10 protein-coding genes are annotated in these 12,650 nt (G+C 67.6%); 6 read left to right on the top strand and 4 right to left on the bottom strand.

Annotation, left to right across the window (positions count from 1 at the left end; genetic code table 11):
* Nucleotides 1–41: 41 nt before the first annotated feature.
* Nucleotides 42–1,346, bottom strand: coding sequence for a M20/M25/M40 family metallo-hydrolase (locus AC3WJB_RS07745; RefSeq protein WP_492680305.1), 1,305 nt, complete (start codon nucleotides 1,344–1,346; stop codon nucleotides 42–44).
* Nucleotides 1,347–1,476: 130 nt separating this feature from the next.
* On the opposite strand from AC3WJB_RS07745, the gene AC3WJB_RS07740 reads away from it, so the two are divergent.
* Nucleotides 1,477–1,815, top strand: coding sequence for a TfoX/Sxy family protein (locus AC3WJB_RS07740; RefSeq protein ID WP_492680303.1), 339 nt, complete (start codon nucleotides 1,477–1,479; stop codon nucleotides 1,813–1,815).
* 182 nt (nucleotides 1,816–1,997) lie between these two features.
* Complete coding sequence (locus AC3WJB_RS07735) at nucleotides 1,998–4,808, top strand: aconitate hydratase (protein WP_492680301.1); 2,811 nt, start codon at nucleotides 1,998–2,000, stop codon at nucleotides 4,806–4,808.
* A gap of 60 nt (nucleotides 4,809–4,868) precedes the next feature.
* Here the strand turns inward: AC3WJB_RS07735 and AC3WJB_RS07730 are convergent, their stop codons facing one another.
* Complete coding sequence (locus AC3WJB_RS07730) at nucleotides 4,869–5,864, bottom strand: LLM class flavin-dependent oxidoreductase (protein ID WP_492680299.1); 996 nt, start codon at nucleotides 5,862–5,864, stop codon at nucleotides 4,869–4,871.
* A gap of 652 nt (nucleotides 5,865–6,516) precedes the next feature.
* On the opposite strand from AC3WJB_RS07730, the gene AC3WJB_RS07725 reads away from it, so the two are divergent.
* Complete coding sequence (locus tag AC3WJB_RS07725) at nucleotides 6,517–7,578, top strand: HDOD domain-containing protein (protein WP_492680297.1); 1,062 nt, start codon at nucleotides 6,517–6,519, stop codon at nucleotides 7,576–7,578.
* Between the two features lie 7 nt (nucleotides 7,579–7,585).
* On the opposite strand, the gene AC3WJB_RS07720 is transcribed toward AC3WJB_RS07725, so the two are convergent.
* A complete protein-coding gene (locus AC3WJB_RS07720) occupies nucleotides 7,586–9,076 on the bottom strand; it encodes a transglycosylase SLT domain-containing protein (RefSeq protein ID WP_492680295.1) in 1,491 nt (496 codons plus the stop codon).
* A 181-nt stretch (nucleotides 9,077–9,257) separates the two neighbouring features.
* On the opposite strand from AC3WJB_RS07720, the gene greB reads away from it, so the two are divergent.
* The 3 genes from greB to AC3WJB_RS07705 all read left to right on the top strand — a co-directional run bounded on the left by greB (nucleotide 9,258) and on the right by AC3WJB_RS07705 (nucleotide 11,843).
* Nucleotides 9,258–9,761 (top strand): transcription elongation factor GreB, encoded by a 504-nt coding sequence (gene greB, locus AC3WJB_RS07715; protein WP_492680293.1) that lies wholly within the window; start codon nucleotides 9,258–9,260, stop codon nucleotides 9,759–9,761.
* Nucleotides 9,762–10,256, top strand: coding sequence for a hypothetical protein (locus tag AC3WJB_RS07710; RefSeq protein ID WP_492680291.1), 495 nt, complete (start codon nucleotides 9,762–9,764; stop codon nucleotides 10,254–10,256). It abuts the gene before it with no gap.
* Between the two features lie 96 nt (nucleotides 10,257–10,352).
* Nucleotides 10,353–11,843, top strand: coding sequence for a pyridoxal phosphate-dependent decarboxylase family protein (locus AC3WJB_RS07705; RefSeq protein WP_492680289.1), 1,491 nt, complete (start codon nucleotides 10,353–10,355; stop codon nucleotides 11,841–11,843).
* Here AC3WJB_RS07705 and AC3WJB_RS07700 read toward each other — a convergent pair.
* The gene (locus tag AC3WJB_RS07700; RefSeq protein ID WP_492680287.1) at nucleotides 11,820–12,635 is read right to left on the bottom strand and encodes a DUF3025 domain-containing protein; all 816 of its coding nucleotides are present in this window, start codon (nucleotides 12,633–12,635) and stop codon (nucleotides 11,820–11,822) included. The two genes, AC3WJB_RS07705 and AC3WJB_RS07700, sit on opposite strands and share 24 nt — an antisense overlap.
* Nucleotides 12,636–12,650: the final 15 nt, after the last annotated feature.

Below are 12,650 nucleotides of genomic sequence, written 5' to 3'. Positions count from 1 at the left end.
GCCGCGCGGCTGGCCGCCGCGCGGCGCCAACCGCTACCGCCTCAATGCAGTTGCATGTCTGCCGTAGCCAGCAGCGCCAGCAGCCCGACCTGCATGCCGCGCAAGCCCTCGGGCTTGGCCACGTCGGTCCATTCATCCAGCGAGTGCGCCCGGCCGCTGACACCACCCGAGCCGATGGTGACTGCCGGGATGCCCAGGCTGATCGGCAGGTTGGAATCAGTCGACGACGCGCTGAGGACTGGGTCGAAGCCAATCGCCTTGACCGAGGCGGCCGTGGTGCGCACCAGCATCGCATCGGGCTTGGTCGAGCCGGCCGGGCGCACGCCAATGGATTTCGGCTCGACCGTGATCTTGCCGTCCCTGGTCGAGCGCGCCTGGTTCTCATGGTCGGCCGCCCGCTGCAGGATGGCCAGGAACTGCTTGTTCAGTGCCGCCAATGATGCGGGATCAGCCGAGCGCATGTCGAAATCCATCCACACATCGCGCGGGATCGCATTCACCGAAGTGCCGCCGCCGGTGACGCTGGCCGAATACGTGACCTTGGGGTCGGTCGTGACCTTGATCGCATACAGGTCGGCCACCGCCTGGGCCATGGCCGCCATCGGGTTGACGATGCCGAACGCGCCATAGCTGTGTCCGCCCGGTCCGTGAAAGGTCACGTGGTAGCGCTGCGAACCCACCGCGACGTTGACGATGTGCGCCGGATTGCTGCCGTCGACCGAAAAGAACGCACCGATGCGGTCCTTGTAGGCACCCTTGGTGAACAGGTAGCGCACGCCGCGCAGGTCGCCGGCGCCTTCCTCACCGACGTCGCCGACAAACAGGATCGAATGCCGCGTGGTGATGTGCGCCGCATCCATCGCACGGATCCAGGCCAGCAAGGTGCCCAGGCCGCGCGTGTCATCGCCCACGCCAGGCGCGTGCAGCTTCGTGCCCTCGCGGCGCACCTTCACCGGCGTGCCTTCCGGAAACACCGTGTCCAGGTGCGCCGCCATCACCACCAGCGGCGCCTTGGGGTCGCTGCCCGGGCGCAGGCCAAGCACGTTGCCCTCGGCGTCGATGTTCACGTCTTTCAGGCCGAGGGCCTTGAACATGGCCGCATAGGTCTTGGCCCGCTCGGCCTCCTTGAACGGCGGCGCCGGAATCTCGGTCAGCTGCACCAGCTCGGCCACGAAGCGGTCGTATTGCGCGTCCAGTGTCGCCACTGCGGTCTTGAATTGTCCGCTGCCCGCGATGCGGGCGACCGCGGCTTGCGCCGTATCCGCCGGCTGCGCCGCCACGGCGCCCAGCGCGGAAACCGCGAAGCTGAGGGCCACCACCACTACCGATCGTAAAAGCTTGTGCATCGCGCCTACTCCATAGGAGGAGCCCCAACTGTAGCGAAGCCATACCCTCCCCCACCAGACCGCGGCCTGGCAAATCGGGCAAAAGCTTGGAAAGATGACGCCGCCGATATCTGCACGCGGGACGTGTCACATGGCTACCAATCGCGAGTTCGTCGACTACGTCGCGGAGCAGCTCGACCTTGGCGACCGGTTCAGCTGCAAGCGCATGTTCGGCGAATATGCGCTGTATCTCGACCGCAAGGTCGTGGCCTTCGCCTGTGACAACAGCCTGTTCGTGAAGCCGTCCACGGCTACCACGCGACTGATACCGCAGCTGCCGCAGCGGGCGCCCTTCCCCGGGGCCAAGGATTACCCGGTCGCCGACGAGCTGCTCGACGACGCGGAGGCGATCCGCGCGCTCATCGTGCACACAGCGCAGGCCCTGCCCGAACCCAAGCCACGCAAACCGCGGGCCCGGCGCGGGCGCTAGCACGCAGGCCGATCCCGCGACCAGCAACTGGCCTCTGCCGCCGGGTTGATCCGTGACAACCGATAGGGCGGGGATGGCGCGAGAATGCGCCAATGCCAGTGCCGCCCTGCTGCGCTATGGTGGTGGGCATCATGCCGCCACCAAGGTCGGGGACGGCAGCGCCACGCTCGCGGAGGAACCCCATGGCCAAGAACAGCTTCGGCACCCACGACACGCTCAAGGTCGACGACGCCACCTACCACATCCACCGGCTGGACCGGCTCAAGACCGCGCACCGCCTGCCCTACAGCCTCAAGGTGCTGCTGGAAAACCTGGTGCGCAACGAGGACGGGCGCCTGGTCACCCGCGGGCAGATCGAGGCCCTGGCCAACTGGCAGCCGCAGGCCAACACATCGAGCGAAATCCAGTTCACCCCGGCGCGCGTGCTGATGCAGGATTTTACCGGCGTGCCCTGCGTGGTCGACCTGGTCGCCATGCGCGACGCGATCATCGCGCTCGGCGGCGACCCCAGGCGGATCAACCCCCTGATCCCCGGCGAGCTGGTCATCGACCACTCGGTCATCGTCGACATGTTTGGCCAGGATGGCGCCTTCGCCACGAACGCCGCGCTGGAATTCGAGCGCAACCAGGAGCGCTACCAGGTCCTGCGCTGGGCGCAACATGCATTTACCAACTTCAAGGTGGTACCGCCGGACACCGGCATCTGCCACCAGGTCAACCTGGAGTACCTGGCACGCGTCGTGTTCACGCGCGAAACCGCGGAAGGCATGCAGGCCTACCCGGACACCCTGATCGGCACCGATTCGCACACGCCCATGGTCAATGGCCTGGGCGTGCTGGGCTGGGGCGTCGGCGGCATCGAGGCCGAGGCCGCCATGCTCGGCCAGCCGATGAGCATGCTGATCCCGCAGGTGGTCGGCCTGAAACTGACCGGCGATTTCCCCTCCGGCACCACCGCCACCGACCTCGTGCTCACCGTCGCCGAACTGCTGCGTCGCACTGGCGTGGTCGGCAAGTTCGTGGAGTTCTTCGGTCCCGGCATTGCCAGGATTCCACTTGCCAACCGCGCCACGCTCGGCAACATGAGCCCGGAGTACGGCGCGACCTGCGCCATCTTCCCGATCGATGCCGAGACCCTGGCCTACATGCGGCTCACCGGCCGCTCCGAGCACCAGATTCGCCTGGTCGAGGCCTATGCGAAGGAACAGGGCCTGTGGTACGACCCGGCGCGCGAGGCCGACTATTCCCAGGTGGTCGAGCTTGACCTGGGCACCCTGGTGCCCTCGATCGCCGGGCCGAAGCGGCCGCAAGACCGCATCCCCGTCGCCGTCGCGCCGAGCGCAGTCGGCGCCCTGCTGATCGGCCATTCCTACGAAAAGGCCATGTCCAGCCTGGACAAGGCGATCGACGCCACCTTTCCGGCCAGCGATCCAGTCTCGGCGCCTGCCAGTGGCCAGCGCCGCCCGCCGGCAACGCCCGGACACAGCGATCCCGACCAACAATGGCCGCATGCGCGGACGGAAATCACCCTGGCTGATGGCAGCAAGACCCAGATGGACAACGGCCACGTGGTGATTGCCGCGATCACGTCATGCACCAACACCTCGAACCCGTCGGTGATGATTGGCGCCGGCCTGTTGGCGAAGGCCGCGGTGGAAAAGGGCCTCGCGCGCCAGCCCTGGGTCAAGACCTCGCTGGCCCCCGGTTCGCGCGTGGTCACCGACTACTACGACCGCGCCGGCCTGACGCCGTACCTGAACCAGCTCGGCTTCAACCTGGTCGGTTACGGCTGCACCACCTGCATCGGCAACTCCGGCCCGCTGATCCCCGAGGTTGCCACGGCCGTCGACGAACATGAGTTGAGCGTGTGCTCGGTACTGTCCGGCAACCGCAATTTCGAGGGCCGCATCCACCCGCAGTCGCGCATGAACTTCCTGGCCTCGCCACTGCTGGTGGTCGCCTATGCGCTCGTCGGCACCATGCACACCAACCTGCTGCGCGATCCGCTGGGCACCGGCAAGGACGGCAAGCCGGTCTACCTGCGCGACATCTGGCCGTCGGTGAAGGAGATCCAGGATGTGATCGGCGCCTGCGTCAAGGCGGACATGTTCACCAAGGGCTACGCGGACGTGTTTGCCGGCGATGCCAACTGGCGCGGCTTGAAGGTGCCCGAGGGCAATGCGTTCCAATGGCGGGCCGATTCGACCTACGTGCGCCAGCCGCCCTACTTCGAGGGTGTCGGCCGCGAACCCAAGCCCCTTGCCGACATCCGCGGCGCGCGCGTGCTCGCCAAGCTTGGCGATTCGGTCACCACCGACCACATCAGTCCGGCCGGCGCGATCAAGGCCGACTCGCCCGCCGGCAAGTACCTGTCCGCCCACGGCGTCGCGCGCAAGGATTTCAACTCCTACGGCTCGCGCCGTGGCAACCACGAAGTGATGATCCGTGGCACCTTCGCGAACATCCGCTTGCGCAACCAGCTCGCCCCGGGGACCGAGGGCGGCTTCACCCGCGATTTCACCCAGCAAGGCGGCCCCGTCAGCACGATCTACGACGCCTCGGTGAACTACCTGGCGGCCGGTACGCCACTGGTCATCCTGGCCGGCAAGGAATACGGCTCGGGTTCCTCGCGCGACTGGGCGGCCAAGGGCACGGCCTTGCTCGGCGCGCACGCGGTCATCGCCAAATCCTACGAGCGCATCCACCGCTCCAACCTGATCGACATGAATGTGCTGCCGCTGCAATTCCTGGACGGCCAGGATGCCGACACGCTCGGCCTGAGCGGGGAGGAGACGTTCGACATTGGCGGCTTGGCCGGCGTAGAGACGCCGCCACGGCGCCTGCACGTGCGCGCCACCAGCCCGGCCGGCAAGACGACCGAATTCGACGCCGACGTGCGTATCGACACGCCGGCCGAAGCGGCCTACTACCGGCACGGCGGCATCCTGCCCTACGTGCTCCGCCAGCTCCTCGAGGACACCCCCGCCGCCTAGGCCGCAGGAGCGTTTCGGACGCCTTCGGCGCACGAAAGCTCTTGAAGGTCGGGCGCCTACCTAGGCGGAAGAGATTTGTTGGCAGGCAGCAGCAGCCAAGGCGAAGGATTCCAGCCGCGCGGCGTGGTCGAAAATGTTCGCGGTCAGCATCAGCTCGTCCGGTCGATGCTGCGCCACGAACGCGGCAATCCCGCGCCGCACGGTCTCCGGCGAGCCCACCGCCGCGCACGCCAGTGCGTGCTCGACGCCGCGCTTCTCGATCGGCGTCCAGAACGCCTCGATGTCGTCGATCGGCGGTGGCACCAGCCCCGGCTGCCCGCGGCGCAGGGTGACGAAGGCCTGCTGCTGGGTGGTGAAGAGGTGCCGCGCCAGCGCGTCGTCCGCAGCGGCCACCACGTTCAATGCCAGCATCACATAGGGCTTGGGCCAGTCTGCCGACGGCGTGAACTCACGCCGGTAGATGGCCAGCGCATCGTCCATGGCGTCGGGAGCAAAGTGCGAAGCAAAGGCGAACGGCAGGCCGAGGCGGGCCGCCAAGGTGGCGCTGAACAAGCTCGAGCCAAGCAGCCAGACCGGCACCTCGACCCCGGCGCCAGGCACGGCGCGTACCGTCTGCCCGGCAACGGCCGGAGCAAAGTAGCCCAGCAACTCGATCACGTCGCGTGGAAATGCCTCGGCGCTGGCAAAGTAACGGCGCAGCGCCTTGGCCGTCGCCTGGTCGGTGCCTGGCGCGCGGCCCAGGCCGAGGTCGATGCGCCCTGGATACAGCGAGGCCAGCGTGCCGAACGCCTCGGCCACCTGCAGCGGCGAATGGTTGGGCAACATGATGCCGCCTGCCCCCACGCGGAGGCTTGAGGTGCCCCCGGCGACGTGGCCGATCAAGACCGCCGTGGCCGCACTGGCGATGCCCGGCAGGTTATGGTGCTCGGCCAGCCAGTAGCGCCGGTAGCCGAGCTGCTCGGCATGGCGCGCCAGGTCGAGCGTGTTGCGAAAAGTCTGCGCGGCGTCACTGCCTTCGGTGACCGGCGCCAGGTCAAGAATCGAATAGGGAATCACGCGCTGTCCTCGGCATGATGGGTGCTACGAACGTGGAGTCAGCGTACACGAATGCCAGCGTGCCGCCATCCGCACGGCCCCCTTCCTTTTCCTCTCCGCGCAAGCCATATTGGTCGGGCGTTACGCCCGGCCGAGCGGTCATGCCGCGGCCATGCCGATACCGGCAAGCGGCACCGGGCCAGCCGTTGACCGGCGCGATGGCGCCAAACCCCCAAGAGGAGAGCCTCATGAGCAAAGGGATGGATGCAAAGAAGAACGAGATGAAGAAACCGGCGAAGTCGCTGAAGGAAAAGCGTGCCGCCAAGCAGGAAAAGCGCAAGCAGTCATAAGCCGCACCGGGCGAGCGCAGGACCGCTCGCCCGCACGGCCATTTCCGGGCGGGCGAGGACATGGCGAGGGCATGGCGAGGGCATGGATGCCCGAGTTGAGGCAACGCAGGAGCGGTTGTCCGATGCCCGAGTTGAGGCAACGCAGGAGCAGCTGCCCGATGCCCGGAGCGCGCATGACGGGCCGGGGCACCCACCATCGAAGCTCCGCGCAGCGGCCTTGCCGTCGTCCGCGCCGACCATTCTGGCCGCCCCTCAATGATTGCTGCATGCCGCCGATACCTTCCTTGCTCAACCACTCGTTGTAGAAGGCAGGAGCTGGCGTCATGATGAGTTTCTGGGGCTGGCACTTCGGCTCCGCCAAACCCAAACCTCTGACCGCCCGCCCGGTGGCGACGCGCTCGCGCGCATCCACGACGAACCCGCAACCGCCAGTAACCGCGCCATGCGTGGCCGGCTGCAGTCCCACAGAAATCAGCGAGAGCTTCCATCGCCTCCTGTTCGGCTTGCCGGCCGCCAGCGAGGGCACGCCAACCTCTTCCGGGCGCGCCATGATGAAACGCCTGGAGCTGCTCAGCACCCGCTTCGACGTGCGCAGCCTGCCGCGCCTGCCAGCCGTGCTGCCGCAACTGCTGCGCACCCTCAAGAGCGATACCGCTGCCGGCGCCGAACTGGCCAAGCTGGTCGGCCGTGATCCGCTGATGGTGGGCGAGGTCATGCGCGTCACCAGCAGCGTCCACTACCGCACCGCGCAACCGATCGGCAGCCTCCGGCAGGCGGTGATCCTGCTGGGCCAGGAAGGCCTACACCGGGTGGTCACGCAACTGGCGATGATGCCCATCCTGCAGGCCAGCACCGGCAACTCGGTCCATGCCGGCGAGCTGCTGTGGGAGCACGCGGAACGCTGTGCCCATGCCTGCGCCTGGCTCGCCAAGAACGACGGTGGCGACACCTTCGAGGCCTATCTCGCCGGCGTGGTCAGCCATACCGGAGCCGGAGCCGTGGTGCGCCTGTTGCGCCAGCTGCTGGCCGACGCCCCGACCCGGGCGCTGGACTCCCATTTCATTGCGGATTGTGCAGCCCTGGGCACGCGGCTGTCATTGCAGGCAGCGTGCTACTGGGAGCTGCCGGAGCGCGTGATCGCCGCGCTGGACGAAAACCAGCAGGCGCAGGATGGCGCCGACTCCAGGCTGGGCAGCGCGCTGCGGATCGCCGATGCCGTGGCCATGGCCCACGTGCTGGGCAGCCACGAGATGTTGCCGGTCGAAGTCGAAGTCGACCTCAGCTCGGCATGGCCCAAGAGTTATACGCCGATGCAGATCAGACGCTGCCAGGACAACTTGCGGCAACACTTCACTGTCGATCAGGCAGCAGCCACGCCCGCCTGATCCACGGCTAGCAGGCGGGAACCTTGATGGTGTGGCCGGCGCGCAGGTGGCCATCCTTGATGTCATTCAACTGCGCCACTTCCTTCACATCCGAACAAGCCAGTTTGTGCACGATGCCAATCAAGGTGTCGCCCTTGCGCACCCGGTAGCTGCGCATGCGCTTCGACTTGGCAGCCTCGGCCTCGACGGCCGCGCTCGCCAGGGCCACGGTGGCCCCATGCAGGTCAGAGGCCAGGATCGGCCACGGCCCGGCCACGCAGCGCGAACCGTAGGCACTCTTGAGGATCGCCGGCAATTCCAGGGTCGAGCCGACCGGCTGCTCGACTTGCGGGTCGAGCCGCGGATTCAAGTTGCGCAAGGTGCGGAACCACCCCTCGTGCATGCCTTCGGCCGAGCCCAGGCACACGGTCAGTTCGGTCAACGACGCCGGCCGCTGCAACGTGACCTTGGCCAGCGTGTCGTCGACCTTCGGGAATTGCAGGTTGTAACTGTCGGGGTGCAGGAACAACCAGGCAGCGGCCAGCACTTCGGGCACGTAGGCACGGGTTTCCGCGGACAACTGGTCGTAGATCCTGGGATCGTAGAAGCTGACCGACGGATCGTCGCCCACCATGCGGCGCAGCCGCCCCTCGCCGGCGTTGTAGGCGGCCAGCGTGATCTCCAGGTTGTTGTTGAAGATCTTCAGTTGCTCGTCGATGTAGTCCGCATTGGCGCGCGCCGCCGCCGCGGGATCGAAACGCAGGTCGAAGCCGTCGTTGTTGTTGAGGCCGAAGCGCAGGCCGGTGGCATACATGAATTGCAGCGGCCCGGCTGCGCCGGAGCGCGACACCGCGTGCACCTTGCCGCCCGATTCCTTGGCCAGGATGCCGAAGAGCAGCGCCTCGGGCAGTTGCGCCTGTTTGTACGCGGGCTCCATCTGCGTGCGCAGGTACTCGTAGTTGACGTACGCATCCATCAAAGCCGGGCGCCACTGCGTCAGCCAAGTCTCCAGTGCCGCCTTCACCGGCCCGTTCATGGCAATCAGCTCGGAGAGTTTCTGCCCGCGCAGCAGGATGACGCTGCGCTGCGCCTCGGCCGGCAGCCGGGGCGCCGCCTGGCCGTCGGCAACGGCGGCGTCGGAGGGCACGGACTCGGCCTCCACGCCCCCGGCGTCGGCGTCGGCCGGTCCTTCGCTGCTCAGGTGCAACAGGCGCTCGAAGCCAGTGAAGAACCGCTGCGGATCGCAGCCGGCGGTATGCAGGCACTTGGTCGACGCCTGCTGCAACTGGTCCATGGCCCGACCGAGACTGGCCTGGGCCGCGTCGGCATCGGCACCCTGCCCGGCTGCCTGCCCGAGCGCGTCCGCGTAGGCGGTGCTGGCCGCGTCGAGCTGGGCGTAAAGCTGGTCTGCAGCGCTGCCAGGCTTCGGGCCAGCGCTGCTCGCGCAAGCCACCAGGGCCACTGCCGCACCCGCAAACAAGGCCCGGCGCACCAGGGGATGGACAAACAAACCTGACATCGAGGATCCAAGTGGCGCAAAGCTAAACCATAGCCGTCAGCGGACGCGGGCTCAACGTTTCCTGCACCCGGGGCGGCGGCAAGCCTGCCGCGTTCGTTACAATCCCGGTGATCAGCCATGGTTGACCATCGATGAACGAGACTTCGATCGACTCCTGCCGTCTGCACGAGGCACGGCCGGCATGACGCGCTGGCGCGCGCCACAGCCGAGCTCCACCGCGCTCATCACGCGCGAGGGTTTCGAGAAGCTCAAGTCGGAGGTCGACTACCTGTGGCATACCTTGCGTCCGCGTGTGGTCAAGGCACTGGCCGCAGCGGCCGCCGAAGGCGACCGCTCGGAAAACGCCGAATACACTTACCGCAAGAAGCAACTTGGCGAGATCGACCGCCGCGCCCGCTACCTGAGCAAACGCATCCCGCAATTGAAGGTGGTGGACACGCTACCGACCGACCAGGACGCCATCTACTTTGGCGCGCATATCGAAGTGGAAAATTTCAATACCGGACAGACCATGACTTGCCGCATCGTCGGCCCGGACGAGACCGACGCCGGCGCGGGCTGGATCAGCGTGGATTCCCCGCTCGCCCGTGCGGCATTGAAGAAGCGCGCGGGCAACGAATTCTTCTGCGAACTGCCGACGGGTCCAGCGCACTTCCTCGTGCACGCAGTCAGCTACCAGAAATAGATGCCCGCCACGCCCATCCTCGCCCTGTTGCTGGTGCCGGCGCTGTGGGTCGCGCTCGGTTTCGGCCTGGCGCGATTTGGTGGCTGGAGCACGCTGGCGACCTATTACCGCGGCGCCCAACCAGACCATGGGCTGCACTGGCACTTCGTCAGCGCCCGGCTGGGCCCGGTCGGCTATCGTCAGTGCCTGATGCTGGGTGCCGACTCACGCGGCCTTCGCCTGTCCATGCTGCTGCCGCTGCCCTTCAGCCATCCAGCGCTTTTCATCCCCTGGGCGGAAATCGACAACCTGGCACCTTGCCGCCACGCTTCGCAGCCCATGGTCCGGCTGCAGGTCCGCCGCGCGCCCGGCGTCGCCATCGATCTGCCGCGACAGCTGGCGATCGACGTACTCAGGCAGGCCTATGGTCGGACGCTGCCCCCCGGGGCCGATGCCTTGCTCGCGGCCGATGCCCGCACCGGTACGACGGCGCCACGGACTTTGGAGTCCACGTGACTGACGTCAACGCAGGAGCGGCACCGTGGCCGCATGGTATGCACTTCATTCATCGCCCGTGCCCGCGACGCACGCACCCAGACCATGAGGGTCGCCATGCTGCATGAAAACATCCAGCGCGATATCGCGAACCTGGAGCTGTCCCCCGCCGAGATGCGCGCCATGGGCGAAGCCGTGCTGGCACGCGCCGTGGACCACTTGGCCGCCTTGCCCACGATGCCGAGCCGTGGCGACTACACCGACATCGAAGCGCTGTGCCGATCCCTGCGCGAAAGCGCGCCCGAACACGGCAGCGAATTGCAAAGCCTGCTCACGCCGCTGTTCGAGGAATGGATCCCGCGTTCGTTCAACACGCCAGGTGCCGGCTATCTCGCCTACATCCCTGGCGGCGGCGTGTATCCAGCCGCACTGGCCGATTTCATTGCCGATACGACCAACCGCTTCACCGGCGTCTGGCCAGCCGCACCGGCCCTGGTGCAGCTCGAAGCCAACGTGCTGGACTGGCTGCGCGACTGGATGCAGTTTCCCGCCAGCACCCGCGGCCTGTTCACCACCGGCGGCTCGATGGCCATGTTCAACGCGATTGCGTGCGCCCGCGAAAAGCTGCTCGGCCACGACATCCGCGCCGGCACCCTGTACGTGTCCTCGCAGACCCACCACTGCGTGACCAAGGCGGCCAAGCTCGCCGGCATTGCCCACGACCGGGTGCGCGTCCTCGCCGTCGACGCGCAGTTCCGCATGCGCACCGACGCCCTGGCCCAGGCGATTGCCGCCGACCGCGCCGCCGGGCTCAAGCCGTTCATGGTGTTCTCCACCGCCGGCACCACCAATACCGGCGCGGTCGACCCGATCGATGCCGTTGCCGACATCGCCGCGCGCGAGGGGCTGTGGCATCACGTCGATGGGGCGTACGGCGGCTTCTTCCACATGGTGCCCGAGCTGCGCCCGTTGCTGGCCGGCTTGCCGCGCGCCGATTCGCTGACGCTGGACCCGCACAAGGGCCTGTTCATGCCTTACGGTACCGGCGCGCTCCTGGTGCGCGACGGCGAGGCGCTGCGCGCGCTGCACTCCTCCACGGCGGGCTACCTGCCGCAAAACCAGGACGAGTTCTACGACCCGGCCCAATACGGACCCAACCTGTCGCGCGGCTTCCCTGGCCTGCGCGTCTGGCTGACGCTGAAATACTACGGTGCAGCCCGCTACCGCGCCGCGCTGGCGGAAAAACGCGAGCTGGCCGTCTGGGCGGCCAGACAGGTGGCAGGGATTCCGGGCATGGTGCTGGATGCGCCGCCGCAGTTGTCGCTGTTCGCGTTCCACCTGGAAGGCCCGGCCCTGGCCACGCTCGAGGCGCAAAACGCCGCAACCCAGGCGCTGATGGAGCGCGTCACCCGGCGCGGCCGCGTCATGCTGAGCGGCGCGCAAGTCGGCGAGCGCTATGTCGGACGGGTCTGCGTGCTGGGCTTCCGCACCCGACACACGCACATGCAGGCCTGCGTGGAGGACCTCGCCGCCGAGTCCGCCGCCCTCCTCGCCGAAGCCGCTGCCGACGCCCCGGCACGCCGGTCAGGTGATGATGTCGGGAACTGACGGGTAGCATCGGCCCGGGCGCAACGGCTGGTAACACGCAGCCGTGCGGTGGAACGCCGCCTGGGCATTGTCCTCGCGCCAGCCGGGGATGCCTGAGAGCGGCAGCGGTCGCAACTCCTGCGGATCACGCAGCAGGCGGCCATCGGCAATGCCCGCGGCGCAAGCCGTGGGCAGCATGCCCAGGTCGGCCCCGGCTGGAGCCAAAAACGGCAAGGCCCTGCCCGTCAGCAGCCGCGCAGGCGTCAGGGCCAGCTCCAACAGCGCATGGCCAAATATCGCGACTTCGATGACCCCCTCGCGCCACGCCGCGCGCCGGGTCCAGAACAACTCGTACCAGTCATGCGCATCCCAGGCCGCGAGCAGGCTGGGATCGTGCAGCAGCACCAGTACGCCGCTTTCGTCGAACTGGGTCAGCGCGTATTGCGCACGCGAGCGCTGCCTGGGACCCATCCGCGCCACTTCGGCCACCTGCCGCGCGTTGAGTGCGCGCTTCAGATCGGGATGGCGCAGCCAGACCAGCGCGTTCAGCAGGTCGTGCCAATTGCCTTCCCGGGTGGCAATGAGGCCACGTTCGGCGATTCGCTGCTCATAGTGCAAGCCGTCGGCGAGCAGGTCGGTGGTTTGCGCCGCAAAGCGGTACGCGCACCCGGGCGGCAGCCAGGCGTTGAGTGCATCGACGCCAGGCCAGGCTTGGCCGCACAGCAAGTCCGCGTATTCGCGCCAGGCCAGCAAGGGCATGCGCGCAAACACCTCGGCACGGATCGCTTCACGGGTGGGCGCGCGATAGCGCAAGGCTCAGGCCTCCCG

This window comes from Rhodanobacter sp. FW510-R10 (assembly GCF_058781105.1).
Note: the sequence above shows the minus strand (reverse complement) of the source record. Positions and strands in the feature narration are given on the sequence as shown.